This is a genomic window from Pedobacter sp. KACC 23697 (assembly GCF_045348445.1).
Lineage (GTDB): Bacteria > Bacteroidota > Bacteroidia > Sphingobacteriales > Sphingobacteriaceae > Pedobacter.
The window spans coordinates 4,935,628-4,960,866 of record NZ_CP157485.1 but is presented as its reverse complement, the minus strand read 5'-3'; the positions used below and the strand labels follow the sequence as shown (position 1 = coordinate 4,960,866).

27 protein-coding genes are annotated in these 25,239 nt (G+C 38.0%); 18 read left to right on the top strand and 9 right to left on the bottom strand.

Annotation, left to right across the window (positions count from 1 at the left end; translation table 11 throughout):
- Positions 1 to 13 precede the first annotated feature (13 nt).
- From ABEG20_RS20245 to ABEG20_RS20205, 9 genes are all read left to right on the top strand, one after another.
- Positions 14 to 916, top strand: a complete 903-nt coding sequence (locus ABEG20_RS20245) for a serine protease (RefSeq protein ID WP_406825035.1) — start codon at positions 14 to 16, stop codon at positions 914 to 916.
- A gap of 141 nt (positions 917 to 1,057) precedes the next feature.
- Complete coding sequence (locus tag ABEG20_RS20240) at positions 1,058 to 1,741, top strand: GNAT family N-acetyltransferase (RefSeq protein ID WP_406825034.1); 684 nt, start codon at positions 1,058 to 1,060, stop codon at positions 1,739 to 1,741.
- Positions 1,742 to 1,825: 84 nt separating this feature from the next.
- Positions 1,826 to 2,053 carry a CDGSH iron-sulfur domain-containing protein gene (locus tag ABEG20_RS20235; protein ID WP_205058652.1) on the top strand — a complete coding sequence of 76 codons (228 nt, stop codon included), beginning with the start codon at positions 1,826 to 1,828 and terminating at the stop codon, positions 2,051 to 2,053.
- Positions 2,054 to 2,252: 199 nt separating this feature from the next.
- On the top strand, positions 2,253 to 2,447 hold the full coding sequence (locus ABEG20_RS20230) for a hypothetical protein (RefSeq protein WP_090984532.1): 195 nt from the start codon (positions 2,253 to 2,255) through the stop codon (positions 2,445 to 2,447).
- A 123-nt stretch (positions 2,448 to 2,570) separates the two neighbouring features.
- Entirely contained in the window at positions 2,571 to 2,969 is a 399-nt protein-coding gene (locus ABEG20_RS20225; RefSeq protein ID WP_406825033.1) for a winged helix-turn-helix transcriptional regulator, read from the top strand.
- 94 nt (positions 2,970 to 3,063) lie between these two features.
- Positions 3,064 to 3,534, top strand: coding sequence for a hypothetical protein (locus ABEG20_RS20220; protein WP_406825032.1), 471 nt, complete (start codon positions 3,064 to 3,066; stop codon positions 3,532 to 3,534).
- A 272-nt stretch (positions 3,535 to 3,806) separates the two neighbouring features.
- The gene (locus ABEG20_RS20215) at positions 3,807 to 4,109 is read left to right on the top strand and encodes an ArsR/SmtB family transcription factor (RefSeq protein WP_406825031.1); all 303 of its coding nucleotides are present in this window, start codon (positions 3,807 to 3,809) and stop codon (positions 4,107 to 4,109) included.
- Positions 4,110 to 4,120: 11 nt separating this feature from the next.
- Entirely contained in the window at positions 4,121 to 5,221 is a 1,101-nt protein-coding gene (locus ABEG20_RS20210; protein ID WP_406825030.1) for an NADH:flavin oxidoreductase, read from the top strand.
- Between the two features lie 763 nt (positions 5,222 to 5,984).
- Positions 5,985 to 6,875: a pirin family protein gene (locus ABEG20_RS20205; RefSeq protein WP_406825029.1), complete on the top strand. Its 891-nt coding sequence runs from the start codon at positions 5,985 to 5,987 to the stop codon at positions 6,873 to 6,875.
- Here the strand turns inward: ABEG20_RS20205 and ABEG20_RS20200 are convergent.
- Positions 6,872 to 8,053: a hypothetical protein gene (locus ABEG20_RS20200; RefSeq protein ID WP_406825028.1), complete on the bottom strand. Its 1,182-nt coding sequence runs from the start codon at positions 8,051 to 8,053 to the stop codon at positions 6,872 to 6,874. The genes ABEG20_RS20205 and ABEG20_RS20200 overlap by 4 nt on opposite strands.
- Positions 8,050 to 8,688 (bottom strand): RNA polymerase sigma factor, encoded by a 639-nt coding sequence (locus tag ABEG20_RS20195; protein WP_406825027.1) that lies wholly within the window; start codon positions 8,686 to 8,688, stop codon positions 8,050 to 8,052. The genes ABEG20_RS20200 and ABEG20_RS20195 overlap by 4 nt, the downstream gene beginning before the upstream one ends.
- A 175-nt stretch (positions 8,689 to 8,863) precedes the next feature.
- Between ABEG20_RS20195 and ABEG20_RS20190 the strand changes: the two genes are divergently transcribed.
- A complete protein-coding gene (locus ABEG20_RS20190; protein ID WP_406825026.1) occupies positions 8,864 to 9,724 on the top strand; it encodes a hypothetical protein in 861 nt (286 codons plus the stop codon).
- A gap of 57 nt (positions 9,725 to 9,781) precedes the next feature.
- Here the strand turns inward: ABEG20_RS20190 and ABEG20_RS20185 are convergent, their stop codons facing one another.
- Together ABEG20_RS20185 and greA are read right to left on the bottom strand one after the other, a co-directional pair.
- Positions 9,782 to 10,180, bottom strand: a complete 399-nt coding sequence (locus ABEG20_RS20185; protein ID WP_406825025.1) for an HIT family protein — start codon at positions 10,178 to 10,180, stop codon at positions 9,782 to 9,784.
- Positions 10,181 to 10,278: 98 nt separating this feature from the next.
- Positions 10,279 to 10,752, bottom strand: a complete 474-nt coding sequence (greA, locus tag ABEG20_RS20180) for a transcription elongation factor GreA (protein ID WP_010603520.1) — start codon at positions 10,750 to 10,752, stop codon at positions 10,279 to 10,281.
- 275 nt (positions 10,753 to 11,027) lie between these two features.
- Between greA and ABEG20_RS20175 the strand changes: the two genes are divergently transcribed.
- Positions 11,028 to 12,908, top strand: coding sequence for a M1 family metallopeptidase (locus tag ABEG20_RS20175; protein WP_406825024.1), 1,881 nt, complete (start codon positions 11,028 to 11,030; stop codon positions 12,906 to 12,908).
- A gap of 72 nt (positions 12,909 to 12,980) precedes the next feature.
- Here ABEG20_RS20175 and ABEG20_RS20170 read toward each other — a convergent pair whose 3' ends face one another.
- The 3 genes from ABEG20_RS20170 to ABEG20_RS20160 form a co-directional block, all read right to left on the bottom strand.
- Positions 12,981 to 13,448, bottom strand: coding sequence for an OsmC family protein (locus ABEG20_RS20170; RefSeq protein ID WP_406825023.1), 468 nt, complete (start codon positions 13,446 to 13,448; stop codon positions 12,981 to 12,983).
- A gap of 309 nt (positions 13,449 to 13,757) precedes the next feature.
- Positions 13,758 to 14,216 (bottom strand): hypothetical protein, encoded by a 459-nt coding sequence (locus ABEG20_RS20165; RefSeq protein ID WP_406825022.1) that lies wholly within the window; start codon positions 14,214 to 14,216, stop codon positions 13,758 to 13,760.
- 7 nt (positions 14,217 to 14,223) lie between these two features.
- Positions 14,224 to 15,144, bottom strand: coding sequence for an NAD(P)-dependent oxidoreductase (locus ABEG20_RS20160; RefSeq protein ID WP_406825021.1), 921 nt, complete (start codon positions 15,142 to 15,144; stop codon positions 14,224 to 14,226).
- 258 nt (positions 15,145 to 15,402) lie between these two features.
- Between ABEG20_RS20160 and ABEG20_RS20155 the strand changes: the two genes are divergently transcribed.
- The 4 genes from ABEG20_RS20155 to ABEG20_RS20140 all read left to right on the top strand — a co-directional run bounded on the left by ABEG20_RS20155 (position 15,403) and on the right by ABEG20_RS20140 (position 20,948).
- Entirely contained in the window at positions 15,403 to 17,889 is a 2,487-nt protein-coding gene (locus ABEG20_RS20155) for a TonB-dependent receptor domain-containing protein (protein WP_406825020.1), read from the top strand.
- Between the two features lie 82 nt (positions 17,890 to 17,971).
- On the top strand, positions 17,972 to 18,526 hold the full coding sequence (locus ABEG20_RS20150) for an NUDIX domain-containing protein (RefSeq protein ID WP_406825019.1): 555 nt from the start codon (positions 17,972 to 17,974) through the stop codon (positions 18,524 to 18,526).
- Positions 18,527 to 19,704: 1,178 nt separating this feature from the next.
- On the top strand, positions 19,705 to 20,154 hold the full coding sequence (gene tnpA / locus ABEG20_RS20145) for an IS200/IS605 family transposase (RefSeq protein ID WP_406825018.1): 450 nt from the start codon (positions 19,705 to 19,707) through the stop codon (positions 20,152 to 20,154).
- A 35-nt stretch (positions 20,155 to 20,189) separates the two neighbouring features.
- A complete protein-coding gene (locus ABEG20_RS20140; RefSeq protein ID WP_406825017.1) occupies positions 20,190 to 20,948 on the top strand; it encodes a lysophospholipid acyltransferase family protein in 759 nt (252 codons plus the stop codon).
- A gap of 218 nt (positions 20,949 to 21,166) precedes the next feature.
- Here ABEG20_RS20140 and ABEG20_RS20135 read toward each other — a convergent pair whose 3' ends face one another.
- Positions 21,167 to 21,916, bottom strand: a complete 750-nt coding sequence (locus ABEG20_RS20135) for a LytR/AlgR family response regulator transcription factor (protein ID WP_406825016.1) — start codon at positions 21,914 to 21,916, stop codon at positions 21,167 to 21,169.
- A 55-nt stretch (positions 21,917 to 21,971) separates the two neighbouring features.
- Positions 21,972 to 22,997, bottom strand: coding sequence for a sensor histidine kinase (locus ABEG20_RS20130; RefSeq protein WP_406825015.1), 1,026 nt, complete (start codon positions 22,995 to 22,997; stop codon positions 21,972 to 21,974).
- Between the two features lie 262 nt (positions 22,998 to 23,259).
- Between ABEG20_RS20130 and ABEG20_RS20125 the strand changes: the two genes are divergently transcribed.
- Genes ABEG20_RS20125 through ABEG20_RS20115 form a run of 3 tightly spaced genes read left to right on the top strand, consistent with a single transcriptional unit; the run spans position 23,260 to position 25,230 of the window.
- Positions 23,260 to 23,517 carry a hypothetical protein gene (locus ABEG20_RS20125; protein WP_406825014.1) on the top strand — a complete coding sequence of 86 codons (258 nt, stop codon included), beginning with the start codon at positions 23,260 to 23,262 and terminating at the stop codon, positions 23,515 to 23,517.
- Between the two features lie 5 nt (positions 23,518 to 23,522).
- Positions 23,523 to 24,431, top strand: coding sequence for an ABC transporter ATP-binding protein (locus tag ABEG20_RS20120; RefSeq protein WP_406825013.1), 909 nt, complete (start codon positions 23,523 to 23,525; stop codon positions 24,429 to 24,431).
- Position 24,432: 1 nt separating this feature from the next.
- A complete protein-coding gene (locus ABEG20_RS20115) occupies positions 24,433 to 25,230 on the top strand; it encodes an ABC transporter permease (protein WP_406825012.1) in 798 nt (265 codons plus the stop codon).
- The last annotated feature ends 9 nt before the right edge of the window (positions 25,231 to 25,239 follow it).

Sequence of the window (25,239 nt, the reverse complement as noted above, 5' to 3'; positions counted from 1 at the left end):
AATCTATAAGAAGATGTCAGCAAAAAACACACTTAAAAAGGGCGCGTTTATCGCAGCCGCAGTATTCTTTCTTCCCGTTGGTTACAGCTATGCCCAAACCTTTACCGACGATGCAAAGATTTTAACAGCTTATCAAAAATCGTTAGATTCTTTGTTTCTTAAAGTAAAGACGATTACCGCTACCGATGCGCAAATTCAATTGGCAGAAACTACACATGCTATTTCCCTTAATCTGGTGAAACTTAATAAAAAGGTAAAAACCGGAAACGAAATCTATGAGCATGCAAAACTTGCAACAGTAACTGTTGGTATTTCATACCTCTGTCCCAGATGTAGCAATTCCCATATCAGTGAATCTTCAGGGTACATAATAGATCCGAAGGGCGTTGTGGTCACGAATTATCATGTAGCCGCACTGTATGCCAACACCAAAGATGGAAATAAGCCGCTAGGACTTACCGTAAGGATGGCTAATGGAAAGATCTACGCAGTAAAAAGCATACTTTCCTGTTCAAAAACGAATGACCTGGCGATACTTGAATTAGTAACTGAAGGGGAAAAATTTCCTGCTTTACCATTAGCGGAAGCTGGCAAGGTGGGTGATGAAGTATATGTATTAGGCCACCCGAAAGGCATGCACTACTTTTTCAGCCAGGGTATAGTAACCAACAAGTATATGGAAGAAGCTGGTGAACATGACAAAAAATTTTTCCGTGAAATGATGACTATTTCTGCAGATTATGCAACCGGATCCAGTGGTGGCCCGGTAATGAATAGTTATGGAAATGTAGTTGGTACGGTTTCCAATACCAAAATGTTTACCCATAGCGAAATGAACCCTAGTGTACAGATGGTGGTAAAGAATACGGTACCTGTAGAATCACTGTTAAAACTGGTTCGATCGGGATCAAATTAAAAATATAATTTAGTAATTAACAGCACGCTCAGATACCCGCGATTAAAAACCGCGGGTATTTTTTGTATTACTTAAAATGCCCGCCTGTTAATCTGCATAAATTTACCTGCGCCTGATTAAGCATTTAATATCTTTGCCGGGATGGAACATCTATTGGACAATCCGATTTATTATGCCCTAAAATCCGGGCATAGCCATATCTCAAAAGGTACTGATGAGGTAAAATATTATGTAGAAGATATTACTGTATTTGCCGGCTTAAAAGATAATGCGCAGGAGAATTTAAATACCCTTTATCAAATCAGCCCGGCAGAAAGTCTTTTCGTATTTTTCTCCAAAACACCGGTAGACATACCCGGGCAATGGAAACTGTTGACTCAAATTGATATGTTTCAATTCATTTTCCGTGGCAAAGAAATACCAATGGCAGATGCAAGCGGAATAACAGAACTGGATTTAAAACATATTAATGAAATGATCGATTTGGTAGAACTGACCAAACCAGGGCCGTTTCTCGCCGGAACCATAGAACTGAGTAATTACACCGGCATATTCGTGGAAGGGAAATTAGCTGCAATGGCCGGTCACCGGTTTTTCCCGGGTCCCTATCGCGAAATAAGTGCGGTTTGCACACATCCTGATCATGTAGGCAAAGGTTATGCTTTGAAGATTTTACAAGAGCAGATTAAAAGAATATTGCTCCGTTTGGAAATACCTTTTCTGCACGTTAGAAATGACAATGAAGGCGCTATTAAACTTTACCAAAAACTGGGTTTTGAGATCAGAACAGATATGATTGCCTATGTCATCAAAAAAAAAGCTTAAACCAAGGAGAGAATGTTTCTAAATAGAAAACTGCATATCAATTAACATTTTTATGTATTAGTTTTACCCCAAACTAATACATACATGTCTAAAACAAAACTTACCATTAACAATAACGGCTCTGTTAAAATTGAGGGCGATTTCGAAATAGTAGATAGAAACGGTAATGCTTATGGCCTACAGGGCAGAGAAGTAGTATCGATATGCCGTTGTGGTTTATCTAAAAACAAGCCCTTTTGCGATGGCGCACATAACGGCCATTTTGAGCATGAAGCCATTGCATTCGATCTTCCCCCAAAAAAAGTTCAATAAACAGTATTTAAAAGCATCAATCTTAATAGGCTGATGCTTTTTTGTTTAAGGCTTAATAAAACCATTACCAATTGATGATGATGCCTAAATATACTTTATTTAGATGCTAAAAGTATTATTTGACCACTTTTCTGCTTATGCCATTTTTACCGGAACTTTTTTACACCATTCGGTGTTAAATGAATAAATAAGTTATATCATGGCAAAAGAGAAGAAAAAAAGCAAAAAGAAAAAGGATAAAAAGAAAGGCAAAAAAAAGAATAAGTTGGGCGTTAAAAACTCATTGGTAAACAACATTAATGCCCGAAAGAAAAAAGGCAAATCGAGATCCAAGAAAAAGTCGAAGATCAGCAAAAAAGCCTATAAAAAAATGCAAAAAGGCTGGAAGAAATAATAATAACTGGTGTTTAGTTATAGGCTTTATACTGTATGAACAATTATTCACCTTTAACTATCTTAAGGGTATTAATATCCAAAAGGATAGTAATATCCTTTACGAAAGCATGTATCTTTGTATATGGTACTAAGAAAACAACACCATAATAAAGAAACCTGTACGGCAAGTTTAAACGCCGTAAAAGATGCGCTATATGTATTAAACGGGAAGTGGAAGTTTCCATTAATTATTACTTTGCAGGATGGGCCAAAGCGGTTTAATGAGATTCAGAAATCACTTGGAGAAATTACGCCCAAAATATTATCAAAAGAACTTAAAGATCTGGAATTAAATGAATTTCTGGTTCGAAAAGTATTTTCAACCACTCCTGTTACCGTAACTTACGAACTTACGCCCTACAGTGAGTCGCTTGATCGGGTGATTAATGAATTAAGAGATTGGGGATTAAAACATCGCGAACGTCTGGTTAAAAATAGAAAAACCGATTCAGCCGCAGCAGAAATAACAGTTTCATTATAGAGGCCAGCATCAACTATTTACATCGTATATTTCAGCTAAAAAGCAAAAAACTGATAATGATAAAATTCGGCTATCTTTGTACAAAATAAAATCCATGGCGGTATTACATAGAAAAGAAGAAAAAATTCAGGCAGTGTTGGGCAGGTTGCCAAAAAAATATACAGACGAACAATTTGTAGAAATGTTTATCAGACTTTATTCTAAAGATTGGGGCAAAATTAAATCAGCTTACATTAAACAATCTCAGGATAAAGAACCGGGAACCATCATCAATATGCCTAAACCAGAGGTATATTTAAGACAGATCCTCGCAAACTATCTGCAACAAGATCATACGCCTGAAGCAGTTGAGCCTAACGAAGAACCTGTTGTTAAGGCGCCTGCAACTGAAGTAAAAAAAGCGAAGGCTCCCGCTAAGAAAAAAGCAGAAACAACTGAAGCCCTTACAGCAGAAGTTAAAAAAGCTAAAGCGCCTGCAAAGAAAAAAGCTGAGGCAACAGAAGAAGCTCCGGTAGCTGAAAAGAAAACAAAAGCAGCAGCAAAAAAGCCTGCAACAAAAAAATAAAAAATATTTTACATCATATATAATAAATCACCTTTTTGGTTGTTTATATATACGAGAGCGTTAATTTAGATGACGGGGATAGGTCGGTATGATTTATCCCCGTTCTTTTTTTAGCCTTTTCCCGGTTATTTTTCTTTGTCATACTGAGCGAGGCGAAGCATCTTTAATTTTCAGTATATCTTATCACTGTAGCCATCCATAATTTTTACATCCAATTGTAAACTTTATTTATTTAATTGGTATATCGGGAAAAGTCGATATACATTTGCATCATGGATCAAGTAGAAATATTTAAAGCCCTTTCCAACAAAACACGTTTACAGATTTTAACCTGGTTAAAAGAACCTGAGTTACATTTTCCAGAACAGCCAAATGCCGATTTTGAAAATGTTGGTGTTTGTGTTGGGCAAATCCAGATTAAAAGTGGCTTATCACAAAGTACCATTTCCGAATACCTTTCTATTTTACAGCGTGCTGATTTAATCAACTCCACACGCCTGGGCCAGTGGACTTATTACAAACGCAATAAAGAAGGTTTAAAAAAATTAAGCAATATCATCAATACCGAATTATAATTTAGAAACATATGAACACAGATAGTTTATTTAGGCCATTTAGCCTTAAAACATTAAATATCAAAAATAGAATTGTTATGGCGCCTATGACGAGGTCTTTCTCTCCTGGTGGAGTGCCCACACCTGAGGTTGCAGCTTATTATGCAAAAAGAGCAGCCGGAGAAGTAGGTTTAATTTTGTCAGAAGGAACGGTAATCAACCGCCCATCCTCTTCTTCAGATCCAAACATTCCACATTTTTACGGTACCGAAGCTTTAGCAGGGTGGCAACAGGTCATTAATGAAGTTCACCAGGCTGGCGGGCAAATGGGTCCGCAGATCTGGCACCAGGGTATTCATGCAAACCATGCGTCTGGCTGGTTGCCGGGTGCTCCATTTGAAGGCCCATCATCTTTTAATAGTCCAGGTTTCGAAAACGGTGTACCGATGACAGACGCGGCCATTGCCGATACCATTGCTGCTTTTGGTCAGGCAGCAGCTGATGCCAAAGCTTTAGGTTTCGAAACGGTTGAAATACATGGAGCACACCAATATCTGATCGATCAGTTCTTCTGGGATGCAACCAATAACCGCACCGATATTTATGGGGGTAAAACCTTAGCCGAGCGTACCCGTTTTGCCGTTGAAGTCATTAAAGAGGTAAGGAAAAGAGTTGGTGAAGATTTTGCCTTGATTATCCGCTTATCACAATTTAAACCAGCTGCTTATGATTTTAAACTGGCCAAAAATGAGCAGGAAATGGAACAATGGTTAACACCACTGGCAGAGGCCGGAATTGATATTTTCCATTGTTCGCAGCGCCGTTTCTGGGAGCCAGAGTTTGAAGGTTCTGACTTAAATTTTGCAGGATGGGCGAAAAAGGTAACAGGAAAAACCACCATCTCGGTAGGCTCAGTTGGTTTGGATGGCGATTTCTTTGGCGCTTTCGCGGGTCAAAGTTCGCAGCCAAGTTCATTAGACGAACTGGTACGTAGAATGGACCGTGGCGACTTCGATTTAATAGCTGTTGGCCGTCCGCTTTTAGCAGATCCAAACTGGGTAGAAAAAATTAAACATAACCGCATGGAAGAACTGAAAGGCTTTAGCAAAGAAGCTTTAATGCAATTGGTATAAAAACCTTATTTTTCTCTTTAAGTTTAAAAGCATCCCGAAAGGGATGCTTTTTTAGTTTCTGGTGGTATCAGAGTCACCATCTGACACACATCTTAAATCTTAATTGTGGAGTTGCGCTCTTTCTAATTTCTGAATACCATTTTTAGCCAGTCAAATGGTAACATCCTGTACATAAAAATTTTTCTGCCACGGAAATACTGAAGGCACGGAATCTTTTTGGATAATTATGAAAGCAATACCTGTAATACTTCGGTTGCTCCAGCCCCGCACTTTGCTTAATCCGACTGAAAAATTCGGGATAACGCTGTCGGCAGGGTTTATTTCACTTCTGATAGTAGCAATGCCGTAGCCATCTAAACCCGATCGAAGCGGGATGCTCCCGATTTAATCACTTATTTTTGTTGTTATATGGTGTGGTACTTGCTTGTTTCACAGGTTTCATCGGGAGCAGAAGCGGGAGCGGAAATACAATTGCCTAAAAGCTTCTGTTACTGCTTTCCAAATAAAATTAAAAGACCAAACTTTGTCACCTCAATCAATTTTTCTGTAGGGTCAGATGTTTCCATCTGAAACGTATACAATCTTTATTTCAATTCCTTCGAGAATACACATCACTAAATGCCGTTCTTATAGATTTAGCTTCGCTGAGCCTTCGGGTTCTCGATTCCGTTGCACTTCACTCGAAATGACGTGACGAATAGAATTTCAATCTAAATCCCAGTCTTTTTCCATAAATTCACGTCATCAAAAAATTGATTGTCACATGTCGAACATTAAACTCATTATCGAAGAAAGGCCCGCAAACATTGGCAATTTTATGGTTGGCAGACTGCTGCCTTTCAGAGAGAAACGTATGGTTGGGCCATTTTCATTTATTGACCATATGGGGCCTGCTGCAATGAGTGATCATGAAAATCTCGATGTTCCGCCCCATCCCCACATCGGTCTATCTACCTTAACTTTCTTGTTCGAAGGCGAGATTACGCATAAAGACAGTTTGGGATCAGATATTGTAATTAAGCCCGGGCAGGTAAACTGGATGACCTCTGGCAGTGGCATCGTACATTCAGAAAGAACCCCGGAGTACCTTAGGCATACCGATAAAATGCTCCATGGCCTGCAGATCTGGGTGGCCTTACCTAAAGATTTGGAACAAATGGAACCGGAGTTTTGCCACGTTGAAGGGGCAGATATTCCAGGCTGGACTCAGGATGGCGTTGATTTTAAATTAATTGCCGGAGAAGCTTTTGGTCATCAATCTCCTGTTCCGGTATACAGTCCTTTATATTTTTTAGAATTAAAAAGCACTAAACAACAACAGGTAAACATTGGCGATTATTTATTTGGCGAAAGCGCACTTTACATTTTAGAGGGGGCAATTGAAAGCGATGGAAATATTTTTGAACCGCGTTTAATCCTGATTGCCAATGATGCCAAGCTGTGCCAGTTTACCATGCACGAAAACACCACCGTTTACATTTTCGGGGGCGAACCTTTTCCCGAAGAACGTTTTATTTACTGGAACTTTGTGGCCTCTGACAGGGAATTGATTGAAAAAGCCAAAATAAAATGGCTGGAACAAACTTTTAAACCTGTACCCGGAGAAACCGATTTTGTGCCTTTACCAGACCCCATTCGAAACATTAAACATTAATTCTTTTTAAACAGATTCATATTTACCGAAATGGCCACGCCTGCTGATGAAAGCCGGGTATTTCCATAACCGATATCCGTTAACGGAATTTTCATAAAAGGTTTAGCACTGATACTTAAATTCTGATTGATTCTGTGCTGAAACTCCACACCAATATTGGCAATACCCAAATAATGCTGGTTCTCATTCCTTACTTCGAAATCCTGAGGCCCCTGATAAGTGCCACTGTAAGAAAAGCTATATTTCTCTTTTAACATTAAATAACTGGATAAACCTGTACTTACGGAAATAGAATTACCCCGGTTATCAAAAACTTTATAGTTTAAATTGATTGGAATGTCCAGTACATCACAATTGGCATGGATATTTGATGGTTTTATGCCAAATACATAGTCTGTATTGGGTTTATATAAATTAAAATCCGAATTGTAAATTTTCTTTGCATAAGATACCCCTGTGGTAACACTTAATTTTCTGTTCAGGATTACGGTGGCTTCCAGGCCAAAACCACCACTTAAGCTACTTTGCCCCGACTTTTGTACACTGGTTAAATCTGGAGCTGCAAGAATGCTTAATACCCATCGTGATTTTTTCTTAAAAATCGGATCTTTAATTTTTGTTGTTTTACCATGAACAGGCTCAACTACCAGGTTTTGATGTTCAAATTCTATTGGTTCCGTTTCAGTCCTTATTTCCGGTTTATAAACGATGTTAACCAATTGGTTACTATGATCGCTGCCGGTTTCTATAATTTTTGGGGAAATTGTCTGTTTAAATTGTGTTTCAGATCCCTTTTGCGCATTGGTCGCTTTATGTAAATTATTATAGCCGAGCAATAATCTTTCTCTCCCGTTTTCGGCAGAAGTGGCTTCGTCTGCCGGCTTTTTAATTAAATCCGGTTTATCATTTAATGACTTATCTATCTTATTTTTTTCTGTTTTAGCTTTAACCAGATTGTTTTTAGACTGATCAGCACCTGGTTTAACCAACAAAAACACCACCAGCAACAATGCAGCTATACCAGCCACAGCAGTTAGCCACATGAGCGGCACTACCCTCTTTTTTGGTGATGGATGCAATCTCTCCTCCAGATTATCCCAATCTAAATCATTAAAAGGAAGGTCGGGATTTTCCAATCCATCCTTAAATAATTTATCTATATCTTTTCCCTCTTTCATTGCATATTTGTGTTTAACCTGACCTGTAAAAGGTTCCTGTCTACTTCCGAACCCCTTACCTGGTAAGTTTTCGCCTCCGTAGCTTTTAACATTTCCTGTAATTTTTGCCTTGCCTTAAACAGGTTAGATTTTGATGTACCTACCGATATCCCAAGCATTTCAGCAATTTCTTCATGCGTATATCCGTCTATAGCAAATAGGTTAAATACGGTACGGTAACCCGGACTTAGTTCTTGTACCAGTGCCAATAAATCCTGGTAAGCCAACTGATCATATACAGAACTTACCTGCGCTACATTTTCATGATCACTAATATCTACTTGATCTGCAAATTTTAGATTGGCACGATAATAATCGATAGCGGTATTGGTGATGATGCGCCCAAGCCAGGGTAAAAAAGCTTTGGTAGGTTCATATTTGGCAATGTGCTTAAAAGCTTTAAAAAAACCATCATTTAATATTCCCGCAGCATCCAACTGATCGTTTGCATAACGCAAACAAATGCCCATAGCAAAGCTATAGAAATGTTGATATAGCGCTTTTTGACTATCTCTTTCATTTCTAATACAGCCCTGGATATACTTTTGTATAATTTCTTCACTATCGCGCTTAGCGGTCACAAGTTCTCCTTTCAACACAAATTACGGTAAGGGCCAACAAAAGGTTGCCTTAAAAATTTATTTTTTTAAATTATTTTATTTCGTTCGTTTTGGTCGAAAAATATCCATTCTACAGGCAACTATTTACAACTTGTGAGCGTAATAGCAGCATATCAATTTTTATTAAAGTTAAAACTAAAAACAAAAATCTATGCTAATCTACTTAAAAAGAAATCTATTGGCTGTGCTGTGTATTGCCATAGTATTTACGGCCTGTAAAAAAAGCAGTTCAGACGAACCAACAACTCCACCTGTTAACAACAATAAGGGAATCCAATTGGCAACCGATGTCAAATTCGGATCAGTTTTAACAGATAAAGATGGCAAAACCCTATATTTTTTTGCTAACGATGCTGCAGGAGCGCCAACCTGCGCAGGCGGCTGTGAAACCAATTGGCCGGTTTATTACAGTGCCGATGCCAGTACAGATTTAAACCTGAACAAAGCTGAAGTTGGTGAAGTTACCCGTGCGGATGGCCGTAAACAGAGTACTTATCGCGGTTATCCACTATATTATTTTGCCGGTGACGCCACAAAGGGTGAAATTAAAGGGGATGGAGTTGGCGGAACATGGTTTGTAGCAAAGCCCGATTATTCTTTAATGCTGGCTAATGCACAATTAACCGGAAACAGCATCAATTACACCAGCACTTACGCAGTAGGCGATGGAAAAACCATTTATTTAACGGATAGCAAAGGCCGTACCCTATATGCTTTTGCGCCAGATAAAAACGGCATAAATACTTACACCAAGAGTACTACACAAGAAGGTATCTGGCCGGTTTACGAATCTGAAGTACTCAGTGTGCCCTCGGCTATTGCAAAAGCTGATGTTGGCGTAATTACAGTAGCCACAATAGGTAAAAAACAATTAACCTATAAAGGATGGCCATTATACTACTGGGTATCAGATGTGAAAAGAGGAGATAACCTGGGCATAGTAATTGGCAGAGGGCCTGGTTTAACCTGGCCGGTATTACAACTAAATGCTACTGCTGCTCCTGCACAATAAAAATATTTGGGGTTGGACAAATAGAATGGTCGGCTGTTTTTACACAGCCGGCCTTTTTTATACCTCTAGTAAGGCTTGTTTAATTTTTTCAGCGGCTTCAGCCAGTTCTTCATTACTTGGCTTTAATTTTTCTTTGCTGAAATTCATATCGCTCACGTTATTCATTGGAATTAAGTGAATATGCGCATGCGGCACTTCCAATCCAATTACTGAAACGCCCACTTTTTTGCATGGAAAAGCTAATTTTACGCCTTTTGCCACAATTTTAGCAAACATCCATAAACCAACATACAGATCTTCTTTCATATCGAAGAGGTAATCCACTTCAATTTTCGGAATCACCAGCACATGGCCGGCCGTTAATGGCGAAACATCTAAAAATGCTAAATATTCTACAGTTTCAGCAACAACATGAGCAGGGATTTCACCTGCAACGATTTTAGAAAAGATAGTCATAAAGTGGAAGGTTAAAAGGTGGAAGGTGGAAGGAGCCGGGCTGTTAAGGTAAGCGTTTGGCGGTGGGCGATTAACGCTTATCGCCAAACGCTATCCGCTTATCTGGATATTTCTAAAACTTCGAATTGCATTTTACCTGCAGGTACTTCAATTTCGGCGAATTCGCCTACTGATTTACCCAACAAACCCTGTGCAATTGGTGATTTAACAGAAATTTTTCCAGTTTTTAAATCGGCTTCACTTTCTGCCACCAATTGATAAGTCATGGTTGCACCGTTTTTAACATTCTTTATTTTTACAATAGATAATGCCAATACCTTTGATAAATCCAATTTAGACTCATCAATTAAACGGGCATTTGCCAACGTATTTTTTAATTTTGCTATTTTTGCTTCATGCAATCCCTGCGCTTCCTTTGCGGCATCGTATTCAGCATTCTCCGATAAATCACCTTTATCCCTTGCTTCTGCAATTGCTTTAGATATTAGCTGACGACCGGTGGTGGTTAAATAATGAACTTCCTCTTTTAATTTATCTAACCCTTCTTGGGTGTAGTAGGTTACCTCTGTCATTGCTCTATTAATTTTGTTCAAACGCTATAAAAAACAAACAAGACTATATAGTTGGTTTGCTACATAGTCTTGCTTCAATTATAACGAAGATAAAATGTGGAAATTACAAAAGCAAATAAAAGATTAAGATTTAACGGAATTTTAGATTTCACAATCCTTTTTTTACACCAAACTGTTTTCATCGTTAGAGAAATCAATCATTTACATAACATTCAATCATACAGGCATTCAAAATTCAATCATTAATTTTAATTTAGCTTAAATTATTCTTAAAAATGAAAAAGTTATTCTCTATTGCCCTGCTCGTTTGCCTGAGTGGATATACAGTTTCTGCACAGGAACTTTACATGCCCCGGAATATTAAAGCAGCCTATGCTAAAGGTACACGTGCCATGAACGGGAAACCTGGCCCAAATTATTGGCAAAATCATGGCAAATACAATATGGATATCCAGGTAGATGCAGAAACCAAAGTGGTAAGCGGTAAAGAAGAAATTTTATACAGCAATAACAGTTCAGACACCTTAAAAAACCTGGCCATCCGATTTGTAAATAACCTGCATAAACCCACCTCACCAAGAAGTGGTGCTGTAAGCGAAGATTTTTTAAGTACAGGTTTAAATATTAAGGCCTTTTGGGTAGATGGTCAGAAATATAAGGTGGACAGCAAAAACTGGGGAACGGTTGGTAATGTTACGTTGAAAAACCCTTTATTGCCAAAATCTAAAATCACGGTTAAAATAGAGTGGGATTATCCCTTATCAAAAGAAAGCGGACGCGAGGGACAGATTGATCCAAATTCTTTTTTTGTGGCTTACAGCTACCCGCGTATATCGGTATATGATGATTATAACGGATGGGACCGCATTCCACATACCGATAGGGCTGAATTCTACAATGACTTTAATGATTACGAATTCACGATCAAAGCGCCTAAAAACTATGTGGTTTATGCAACCGGCGATTTCCTGAATCCGGATGAGGTATTACAACCGGAGATTTCAGCCCGTTTAAAAAAATCATATAATGGAGATGAAGTGATCCATATTGCCACCGAGCAGGAAATGAAAGATGGTAAAGTAACACAGCAAAAAGATTGGAATACCTGGAAATTTGCGGTAAACCACATTACCGATGTTACTTTTGCCCTGAGCAACCACTATGTTTGGGATGGTGCAAGTGTAATTGTAGATAAAAAAAATAACCGCCGTGCAAGTGCCCAGGCTGCTTACAACCCAACTACAGGAACAGATTTTATCAACTCGGTGAAGTACAATCTTAATGCTTTAGATTGGTTCTCAAACAATTGGCCAGGCATCCCCTACCCTTATGCAAAAACCATTGCTTTTCAGGGTTTTGCAGATATGGAGTATCCGATGATGGTAAACGATTCGCAATTTGGCGACCCTATATTTGCACAATTGGTTCAGGACCATGAAGTTGCACATACTTATTTTCCTTTTTACATGGGCATTAACGAAACCCGTTACGCCTATATGGATGAAGGATGGGCGACCACATTCGAATATTTAATCGGAATTGCCGAGCATGGCAAACAGGCTGCTGACGATTTTTACAGGAAATTTAGAGTGAACAACTATATCAACGATAAATCTACAGAAGAAGACCAGCCCATCATTTCGATGTCTGATCAGGTTTCAGGCGCAGGTTATGGAAATAATTCTTATGGGAAAGCTTCATTATCTTATCTGGCGCTTAAAGATATGCTGGGAGATGATTTATTTAAAAAATCATTGCACACCTATATGAGCAACTGGAATGGGAAACATCCTATTCCATGGGATTATTTTAACGCCATGAATGCAGGTTCCGGACAGAATTTAAACTGGTTTTTCCAGAATTGGTTCTTCACAAATAACTACCTCGATTTAGCCATTAGCAAAGTAACGACGGCAAAAGAAAAATCAACCTTAACGGTTAAAAATGTGGGCGGATTTGCTATTCCATTTGATGTAGTGGTTACCTATACCGATGGAAAAACTGAAACCATGCACAAAAGTCCGGCAGTTTGGAAAGCCAATCAAAAAGAGCTGAACATCGTGCTGAATTCGGCTAGAAAAGTAAAATCAGTTACTTTAGATAATGGCATTTATGTAGATGCTACGCCAAAAGACAATGTTTGGGAAGCGAAATAGTTAACAGTTACCAATTTTCAGTTGGCAGTTATATCAACTGCCAACTGAAAACTGCCAATTGAAAACTGCAAACTAATAACTGATAACCGGCTCATGTTTAACCGGAAAATTCAAAGAATTGGCAATAAAACACATTTTATTGGCTTCATGATGTAGCGATTCTGCCAGTTCATAATGTGCCTGATCGGCAATTAACACCTGGGGATGCAGGGTAACTTCTCTAAAACGGCCACTTCCATCAGCCGACTCTTCCATTGTACCTACCGCTTCATCTTTATAGTCAATAACTACGATTCCGTTTTTGGAACACAGGTGTAAATACCAGAGCATATGGCAGCTTGATATAGAGGCCAATAACAGATCTTCAGGATTATATTTAGATTTGTCGCCCAAAAAAACAGAATCAGACGAACCGGCAATATCAGCTTTACCTTTTACTGAAATTACATAATCGCGGTCGTAAGAACGATAATCCATTGTACCTGATCCTTTGTTGCCCGTCCAGGTAATGGTGGTTGAATATAAATGATCTTTCGGCATAATAAAACTGGTTAGATTATAGCCAATTTAGGAAAATAAAATTACTTTTTTGAATACCATCGGGTTTTATCGCTTAGATGTACCAATGGCTAAAAAGGTAAATAATTAATTTTGAAAAGCAGGGTCCGGCAGTGTTTCGGTTCCGAAAGTCCTGCTATCTCTCCAAGTCCTCGCTGCGCTGCGGGCTTTCCGTGCTATCAGGTTTAGCTAACAAAGGCTTACCGAGCCCATACGCAAAAGAACTTCAGGAATTCTTTAGGTTACCTTAAAGATTTTCGAACCCAGTAAGGTATTTATCTTTCAGTAAAATTATGACCTGATTTCGTGTCCTTTTGAAATCAGGAATGATTTAAGCAGATCATATGTACGTTCGTCTGCTTCAATATTAATTCCCATATTGTTTTCCATATACAAACATTCAAAACATATATTAAGTGCGGAAACAACTTCACGATCTTTATTATAAAATACGATAGCATCCCTGTAAATAGGCGCACACATCCACGCCGGCAGATTCATCACATCGATTTCCAAAATTCGAATCAATCTGATTCCCTCAGCATCAGTACATTTAAATGAACTAATTTTTCTTGAAGAAGGACTTATTTTTTTATCCGGATCAGTAATACGTTGATCATGCCAGGATATTGTACCAGAATTTCTAGTCGTTTCAGCGTAATAGGCATTTTGTTGAAAGGAATAGGTTTCAACATATCCGAAATCGATACTTTTAATATAATCTCTTGAATTAATAGCTTGATTTGTCATGCAGGGACTAAATCTTACGCAGTTTATCCGCCAAAACTTCCGAAATCTTACGGTATGAATCAAATGTCCAACCACCCACATGTGGCGTTAAAATCACCTGATTATTATGCTTTAAATCATCATACCAAGGCTGTTCGCCTAATGCAGGGAATTTTTCTGTTTGCAGCACATCCAATCCAGCCCCTAAAATTTTTCCGTTTTTAACTGCATTCAGTACTGCAGTGGTATTTACAATTTCTCCTCTGGCTGTATTGATAAAAAAGATCGGCTTTTTAAAATGAAAGAGATATTCATCATCAACCAGTTGTTTGGTTTCTGCCGTTAAAGGGATATGTAAACTCAGCACATCGCTGTATTTCACAATTTCCTCCATACTTACTTCACGGACAAAAGCATCAGAAAAACCGGTTTTATACTTATCATAAGCCATTACATCTACTTCGAAACCCGCTAGTTTCTTTGCAAAACTTTGTCCCATAAAACCATAACCGATAATCCCGACTTTTTTGCCCTTTAATTCGTAACCACGGTTTCCTTCCCTATCCCAAACACCGTTTCTAATTTCGGTATCGGCCTTGCGAAAATTGTTCATTAACGATAAAAGCAAACCTATGGCATGTTCGCCAACAGCATCACAGTTGCCTTCAGGTGCATTAATCAGTTCGATATTTCTTTCAAAGGCAATTTTATCATCAATATTATCCAAACCAGCCCCTGCCCTGGCCACAAATTTTAAATTTGTAGCAGCGGCAAAGACCTCGGCATCGATCCGGAATTTCGTACGTACGGCAATACCTGTATAATCCTTTATTTTATCTAAAGTTTGTTGTCGGGTTATCTGTGGTTCATCATCTACCTCGTAACCCATGGCAATGGCATGTTCTTTAAATACCGGGTGCAGGTCATCAACAATTAATATTTTTTTCATGTGTTCGTTTATGCTCAATGTAATGAACAAAAGTAACATTTTGTAAATCGTTCAATTGTAATATTCATTTATACTTTTTATAAAACCGGTAATTGCATACTGTTAACCGAAAAGTGTCAATTATTAACTTTAAACCGAAAATTGCCCACAAAAATATTACTATAAAATAGCTGTAATAAAATAGTTACGGCCCGTTTATTAAACTTAGTTGCCGTTACTTTGTCTCCCTTTATAAAAACACACGAAATTTTATTTTTAATGAGACTTTTACAATCAAGAACTATACAGATTACCCTTTTACTTTTAAGCTTATCATTTAACCTTTTGGCACAAACAAGCGGAAAGGCAAAAATTACCGGAGTACTTAAAGACGCAAAAACACAAGAAACCATTCCATTTGCTACAGCAGTTTTGATTGATAAAGCTACGGCCAAAAATGCAAAAATAGCTCAAACCGATGTAAATGGCGCTTTTGTCATGACTGATCTCCCTACCGGAACCTTTACTTTTAAAATTAGTTTTGTGGGTTATCAAACCATGGTGAGGGATAATGTAAACATTACCGCTACAACCGGTACCTTAAACTTTGGCGAGATCAAGATGAATCCTGCAAAAGGAAATGTATTGAGTGAAATTACCGTAACCGGACAAAAACCAGGCATGCAAATGGGCATCGATAAAAAGATTTTCGCTGTAGATCAGAGCGTAATCAGCGAGGGTGGCTCTGCAAGCGATCTATTGCAGAATGTGCCTTCAATTTCTACCGATATGGATGGTAATGTGAGTTTGCGCGGTTCTTCAGGTGTTAAAGTATTAATTGATGGAAAGCCATCTTTAATTGCTGGCGGTAATGTGGCACAGATTCTTCAGTCAATCCCGGCCAGCTCTATCGAAAGTGTTGAGGTTATTACCAATCCTTCGGCAAAATACGATGCAGAAGGCCAGTCAGGTATTATTAATATTGTACTTAAGAAAAATACCAAACTTGGTTTTAACGGTTCAGTTGCCCTTACTGCAGGTAATCGCGATAACTATAATGCCAATACCAACTTAAGTTTCCAGAACAGCAAGGTCAACATTTATGGAAACTATGGCTATCGTTATGGCAATCGCATTGGAGGAGGTTTTCAGGACATTACTTATAAATCAGATTCATTAAGAACAAGGTTTGCCAGCCAAAATACAGTTTCCAGATCATTGGATAAAGGACACAACGCCAAAGCAGGTATAGATTATTATTTAGCACCTAAAAGTGTGATCAGCTTATCGGGTGGTTTTAATTCAAGAGAGAATGAGCGTAACGATCAACTCGACATCAGACAATTAGATAAAAACCAATTGCCAGTTCTACTTAGCAACAGGATGAATAACACCGACGGTTTTGGATCAAGTTATGATGCAAATTTAGATTACGTACAGAAGTTTAAGAAACCGAAAGAAGAACTAAGCTTTAATTTTGGTTATTCTTATGGCACCAATAATAACGATCAATTTTACAGCACCAATACCACTAACCGTAATGGTGTACCTCTTGATGAAACTTTAAGTTTACAGCGTGTATTTAATACCGGTAACAACACCAACTACAATATCCAAACAGATTATGCCTTGCCTGTAGGTAAAGCGGGTAAAATTGAAGTGGGTTACCGTAGCCAGATCCGCTTAGGAAAAAATGATCAATATGCCGATTCGATCTTAACCAACAGCAGTATTTATATCAGCAATAACAAGCTGATCAATGGCTTTGATAGTAAAGATCAGGTTCATGCCCTGTATTTCAATTACCAGAATCAGATTAAGGATTTTGGTTATCAGATCGGTTTAAGAGGAGAAGATGCACGTTTAGATACGCATTTGGAAGGCTATACGAACAACGTATTAACCACTGCCGAAGGAAATATCCACTATAAAAGAATATATCCAAGTGTGTTCTTAACGCAGAAACTGAAAGGTGATAATCAGCTTCAACTGAGTTATACCCGTCGTGTAAACCGTCCGCGCCCGTGGGATACCAATCCATTTTTGGATGTTTCTGATCCATTAAACTACAGAGGTGGTAACCCGAATTTATTACCGGAGGATGTACACTCTTTTGAATTAGGATATAGCAAATACTGGAAAAAAGTAACCTTAACCTCAAGCTTATATTTCCGTCAAACCAATGATGTGATCCAACGCGTAAGAAGTACGCCGGTTAATGGAATTATTACTTCAACGCCTCAAAACTTGTCAAACCAGATCAACAGTGGTTTGGAATTAATTGGCCGTTTTGACCTGATTAAAGCTTTAAATTTTACCACAAACGTAAACCTGTATCAGGCCAGATTTGCTGGTGATGCACGGTTTGACATCCCATCAAGCAGTGGCTTTAGCTGGAATGCCAACCTGACCGGAAATTTAACGGTAGTTAAAAATTTATCTGTACAGGTGCGCGGCGATTACAGGGCACCAGAAGTGATGGCTCAGGGAAAACGCAATGCCATGTACGGAATTGACGGTGGCGCCAAATACGATTTCCCGAACAAAAAAGCATCATTAAGTTTCAATGTCAGAGATATATTTAATACCAGGAGATGGAGCATGACCACTGAAGATAGGGCCACCATTGTTGATTTTGAACGCCAGTTTCAGGGAACAATGGGAAATTTAACTTTTTCTTACCGCTTTGGGAAAACTACATTTACCGGTACGAATAAAAAGAAAAAAGAAGAGCAGGACAACCGTCCTGATGAAGGGTCATTTTAATAAGCAAAGAGCCTAGAAATGATTTTCTAGGCTCTTTTTTTGCTTTTGGAGAAATAATAAGATGATTGCTTATCTTGCGGTCATGGAAGAGATCAATCCCTGGAAAACGCTGGAAAGCGAAGTAAAATACGATAACAATTGGATCCGTTTAACCGAACATCAGGTTATTAACCCATCTGGCGGGCAGGGAATTTACGGTACCGTTCATTTTAAGCATCTGGCCATCGGAATTCTTCCATTAGATGAAACCTACAATACCTGGCTGGTTGGTCAATACCGATATGCGCTAAATGCCTACAGCTGGGAAATTCCAGAAGGTGGTGGGCCCTTCCACGAAGCACCATTAGAAAGTGCAAGAAGGGAATTACTGGAAGAAACTGGAATGAGTGCCCGAAACTGGAAAGAGATCCAAAGGATGCACCTTTCTAACTCAGTAAGCGACGAATTAAGTATTATCTATGTAGCTACTGACCTCATTCAGGGCATTGCCATGCCAGAAGAAACAGAACAGCTCATTGTAAAGAAATTACCATTCCATGAGGCCTACCAAATGGTTTTGGATGGGAGAATTACCGACTCGATAAGCGTAGCAGCAATCCTGAGAGCCAGATTGATGATGTTAAACGGGGAATTGTAATGACCATAACCATCAAATGTTCCTAACGGAACATAAAAAATATTCCATATTTTTCTACCTAGCATATGTCCCTATGGGACATCATTCAAGGCCCTGGGTTACAGATTAACGCAAATGCTAAACCGCTAAATACCAGTTTTCATAGCAAATTAAGGCTTAGATTTGCATAGACTCTATGGTACATCATCCATTCAAGGACTCGGGTCACAGATTAATGCAAATGCGAAACCGCTAAATACTAGGTTTAATAGCAAATTAAGGCTTAGATTTTCATATGCCTTATGGTACATCATTCAAGACCATGGCTCACAGATTAACTCAAATGCTAATCACCAAATACCGGGTTTCATGGCACATTAAGGTTTAGCTTTGCATATGCCCGATGGTACATCATCCATTCAAGACCTTAGCTCACAGATTAACTCAAATGCTACCGCTAAATACCAGTTTTCATAGCAAATTAAGGTTTAGATTTACATATGCCCTATGATACGTCATCCATTCAACGCCCTCGGTTACAGATTAACTTAACTTCTAACTACCAAATATCGGGTTTCATAGCAAATTAGGCTCAGATTTACATGTACCTTATGAGACATTGATCATTCAAGACCTTAGCTCAAAGATTAACTCAAATGCTACCGCTAAATACCAGTTTTCATAGCAAATTAAGGTTTAGATTTACATATGCCATATGATACGTCATCCGTTCAACGCCCTCGGTTACAGATTAACTTAACTTCTAACTACCAAATATCGGGTTTCATAGCAAATTAGGCTCAGATTTACATGTACCTTATGAGACATTGATCATTCAAGATATTGGCTCACAGATTAACTCAAATGCTAAATCGCTAAACAATTAAATACATGCTGTTCCGTAGGAACAAATCCTATGTAGAAAACCAATACAATTATAATTCTCGTTCCTTAGGAACGTTTCATGAGAATAAAAGACCTAGGTTTTTGAAAATCGAAAAATAATTTTTAATTTAAAAAAAGATCAGGAAACACAGCGTATCATTGTTTTTAAGAGGTTTGTTTAAAACGCTGACGTAATCCTAAAATTAAATCATCCTAAAATTTTTAGTGTTCTGAGAACAAATTCCAGTTAGAAAACAGTATAACTAGGAATTTAAGTTTCAGAGGAAATTAATGTTGATTTAATTTAGAATGCCATGCCAAATACATACACCCAACTTGTGTTTGCAGTTAAATTCAGGGCTGCATTAATCAAAGCAGATTGGAAAGAAAGACTTCTGAAGTATATTACTGGAATATTTCAGGCGAATAACCATAAAATGATCCAGATTAATTGTATGCCCGATCATATCCACATTTTTATCGGCATGAGTCCACACCAGTCTATTTCTGGTCTGATTCAAAATGTAAAAACAGAAAGTTCAAAATGGATAAACGATCAGGGATTCTGCTCAGGAAAATTTGCCTGGCAAGAAGGCTATGGTGCATTTTCCTATTCAAAAAGTCATGTCCAACAGGTTATTCAATATATCCAAAACCAGGAACAACACCATAGAAAAAAGACATTTATAGAGGAATATAACAATTTCTTAAAAATGTTTGAGATCAAGTATGAAGAAAAGTATATCTTCAAAGAACCAGTATAATTTATTATTATCTTTGCCATCCATTAATCAACCAGATGAGCAAGCTTTTCGGATATATTTTAAGCCCTATATTTTATTTTTTATTTGGATTAACCCTTTGTATCTTCCATCCTATACAATGGCTTTGTTACAAGCTTTTCGGCTATAAAGCACATAAGGTTTCGGTTGATATCCTTAATTTTTTCCTAACCTATTGCCAGCTTTTCCTTTTTAACTCCATCAGTTTTAAAAATGAATACGATCTCCCAACGGATAGGCCTATAATTTTTGCCGCGAACCACCAAAGTATGTACGATATCCCCTCGCTAATTTGGTTCTTAAGAAAACACAGTGCAAAATTTATTTCTAAAATTGAGCTGACCAAAGGTATTCCATCCATATCCATTAACCTGCGTTTAGGTGGCGGGGCAAATATCAACCGGAAAGATAATAAGCAGGCCATTTCTGAAATTATCAAACTTGGCCGTAGAATGAAGGAAAATAACTGGAGCACTGTTATTTTCCCGGAAGGAACCCGGGCAAAAGACGGACAATTAAAAACATTCCAGTTTGGCGGTATCGCTACCCTATTAAAAGTGGTACCCAATGCTTTGATCGTTCCGGTAGCTATAGAAAATTCATGGAAAATTGTACGCTTTGGTATGTTCCCACTAACCACAGGAAATGCCTTAAAATGGACGGTTTTAAAACCAATAGAACCAGGAGTAAAACCAGCAAATGAGATTACGCTTGAAATAGAAAACGAGATCAGGAAAGTTTTGGATCAGCCAATGGCGCAGCCTGATATTTTGTAATTTTTATTAATCTCTTTAAGGATCTTCGACTCCGCTACCATAGGTACATTTTCATAGAATGGTATTCATCTCAATCCGATAGCTAGCTATCGGATGTAGCGCAGCGAAATGGAGAGATCTGTCTAGAAAGATTTCTAGTAAAACATTCCCTTTTTCTATGAATCTGTAGCAACAAAATGGTTAATTGGTTAAACGCTAAACGCCTAACGCCAACCGCTCTAAATATTCTTGTTCCCAATTACCCTAAAAAATTCATCGCGGTAAGTATCGCCCACAGGAATAATTTTCTGGTTGATGGTAATGCGGCTACGCTCAATACTTTCGATTTTATCCACAGCTACAATATAAGATTTATGCACCCTGATAAACTGACTTTGAGGCAAAGCTTCCTCCATTTTTTTCATGCTTTGCAGCGTAATTACACGTTCATCTTTGGTAAAAATGGAGATGTAATCCTTTAATCCTTCGATGAATAAAATATCGTGAAGGTAAATTTTCTGGATCTTATGTTCTGTTTTCACGAAAATATAATCCTGAACCGGGTTTGGCGAGCCTGAAAATGGTGCAGGTGTAACAATAGGTTGTGCTACACTGGCGGGAACTTCAGTCGGTTTTACCTGATTGTGTACTTTTTCTACCGCTTTATAAAAACGATCAAAAGCAATAGGTTTTAACAGATAATCAGAAACATTAAGGTCGTAACTCTCTAAAGCATACTGCGGGTAAGCAGTGGTTAATATATAGTGACATTTATTGCCGGCAATTTTTAAAAACTGGATTCCGGTTAACTCAGGCATCTGAATATCCAAAAACACCAGATCAATACCCCCACCCTGAACAATCTGCAAAGCTTCTATAGGGTTTTCGCACCTTTTAACCATGGTTAAAAAAGGCACTTTAGAAATATAATCCTGTAAAATATCAAGCGCTAAAGGCTCATCATCAACAACAATACAGTTTAGGTTCATTTGAGGTTATTATTTTAATTAATCACTAATCCGGCTTATGTTTGGTTATCCCGGATTATATGTCGATCATCAGTTCACAGGTATAATGCGTAGCCGAATTTACAACATTTAATTTATATCTGTCAGGATAAACCAATTGTAACCGTCGTTCTACATTGGTTAAACCCACTCCACCTTGTGCATCTTTATTCTGCTGGTTCTTTTTATTCACTACACTAAAATGCAAAATCTTCTGGTTGGCAATGATATTGATTTTTACAGGTTCTGCCGGATCAGTTACCACACCATGTTTAAACGCATTTTCCACAAAAGAAATCAGCATCAAAGGAACAATTTTCTGATTATCGATCTCACCGTTCAAAGTTAGTTCGATATAGGCACCATCTTTAAACCGGATCTTTTGCAGTTCAATATAACTGGTTAAGTAATCTACTTCTTTGCTTAAGGCCACCGTTGGCGTATTACTTTCATAAATCATGTAACGCATAATTTCAGAAAGCTTCATAATCGCATCAGCTGTTTTATCCGATTTCTGATAAGCCAGCGAATAGATATTGTTAAGCGAGTTGAAGAGAAAGTGCGGGTTTAACTGCGATTTTAGAAACTGAAGTTCCATCTCACGGCGCTCACTCTCTAAGTTACGCTGGATCCTTTCGCTGGCAAACCAATCGATAGTGAATTTGATAATACAGCTACTGATCATGAAAAAGCCACCAACAAAAGCTTTACCTGCGTAATATTCATTTACATTGTATTCAGCGGCTTTTCCTCTCACCATCATCATATCGGCAGGGTACAAGACTGCAATGATTGTCTTAATTAAGGCAAAGACTGCAATCATCAGAAAAAAAGCAAAAACATAAAGCCAATACCTCTTTTTTCTTTTAATGAGTTCCGGAATCAAAAAAATGTAATTGATGTAGAAAAGTGAAACATTTAGGATTCCGAATACGCCGAATGAAATAAACTCCCGCTTCAGCGTTATTCCGGAGCCAGTGGTGATTAGAATTACAACTGCACCTATCACTATAGTTGCCCAAAAAATACTGTGCAATATTAAAGCGCCTTTACCTTCTTTCATTTACAGATTATTTACCAGAAACAGCAGCGAGCCATACAAGTATAGCTACACCACTTTTCATGCATCCAAAATAAATAAAGTTTTATCGATTTACCTATACAATCTACCAACGGGCTTTTTTTTTCTACCAACGGCCCAATAGGCAGATTTTATCGACAAACGCCAAAAATGTCTGTTGATCTAGAATCTTGAACACTTGGTATAATAGATTTTAGCAGGTTATTTTTCTTGAGTTTCTTTGAATCATCAAAACGAAAACAAAATGAAAACATCATCAGCAATCAACTTAAAAAATCAAACCGTAATTACTGATGGGCTTTTCACAATCTCTCAAATAAAACTATCGATCATGAAAAAGTTAGCCAACACATCGCCATTTTTACTTTTATTAGTACCAGTATTTATGATGATTATTTTAACACTTAACGTGAACACCAATCAGAATGATACGGACATAGCTGTAAAGCCTGCAAAAACATCTGTTTCTATTGTGAAACAGGCAACCGCTATTTTCAAATAGGAATAATGAGTAGTTACGCTATCGAAACGGTAGGTCTAAACTATAACTTCGGCAACCAGGCTATAGTAAAAGATCTGTCTTTACAAGTACCAAAAGGCAGTATATATGGTTTTTTAGGACCCAATGGCGCTGGCAAGACAACTACCATCAAAATCCTACTGAACCTATTGAAGTCACCAGCCGATCAGGTTTTTATATTTGGTAAGGAAATAAACAGTAATCGTATAGCGATTCTTAAACGCATAGGTGCTTTGGTAGAACAACCAGCCATTTATGGTCATTTAACAGGAAAAGAAAACCTGGTTAACCGTTGTATCTTATTGGGCATCAAAAAAGCAAAAGCTGATGAAATGCTGTCGCTGGTAGGCTTGGCAGAAGCAGCAAATAAAAAAGCCAGCAAATATTCACTAGGCATGAAACAACGCCTGGGCATTGCGCAGGCACTAATTTCAGATCCAGAATTACTCCTGCTGGACGAGCCTACCAACGGATTAGACCCGAATGGTATTATTGAGGTTCGGAACCTCATGATCGATTTAGCCACAAAACATCAAAAAACAATACTGGTTTCAAGCCATTTATTGGCCGAAATAGAAAGAACAGCAACCCACGTTGGCATTATAAATAAAGGCCAATTATTATTTCAGGGTACAATTAACGAACTTCATTTATTGAGCAAACCCATGCTCGAAATAGAAGTTGACAACCTTGAAAATGCAAGTACCTTATTAATAAAGCAGGGATATGAAGTTGCAGCAAAAACAGAAAAGGTAATTACGGTACCATTTGTTTCTTCGCAAAAAAGCGGAGAACTAAATACATTACTGATCCAGAATGGTTTTGTGGTGAGCAGTCTGTATCAGCAACGAAAAGACCTCGAAAATTTATTCCTGGATATTACTAAAACTACCTAACATGCGCGCTCTTTACATTTCCTTAATATCAGAATATTACAAATCAAGAAAAACCTTGGCCTTTTGGGCGGCCATATTATTACCCCTCATTATTTGTGGTTTAATCAGCGCTGGTTTTTATTACGATGCTGAAAAAATCATGGCTAACCATTACCCTCCGATGCTATTATGGGCACATTACAGCGGCGCAGCACTAGGTGTAATGGGATTCTTAATAATGCCTTTCTATGTTATATTTATGGCCTTTTCGGTCAATAATATCGAACACAAAAACGATACATGGAAAATGTTATTTGCCCAACCCCTCAATAAATTTTCAATTTATGCTGCAAAATACTTATATGCTATATTCTTAATATTGATTTGCCTATTCTTATTTGCCACGCTTACTTATGCATCCGGACATTTATTACAGGCATTGGTTCCTAAATTTAATTTTAATCAGTATAACCCATTACATATTCTAATTAACTCTTATAGTAAATTATTTTTAGCTTCTTTAGGCATTTTATCCCTCCAATTTATATTGAGTTTGCTATGGAGCGATTTCCTTAAACCAATGGGGATTGGCTTTGTTGGCACTATCATGGGGATTATTACCGCCAATGTAGGCTGGAAATACGCTTACCTGATTCCCTATTCTTTGCCCACACTGGCTTTAAAAATAACCAAATTAAAAAAAGGCGCTGATCCATTAGCTATTCCTGTTTTTACCCAGGAAATATGGACAAGTTTAATTTATGCTTCAGCTCTTTTCATCATTGGCTATTTCATTGTAACCAAAAAGAGCATAAAGTAATCGCACTTA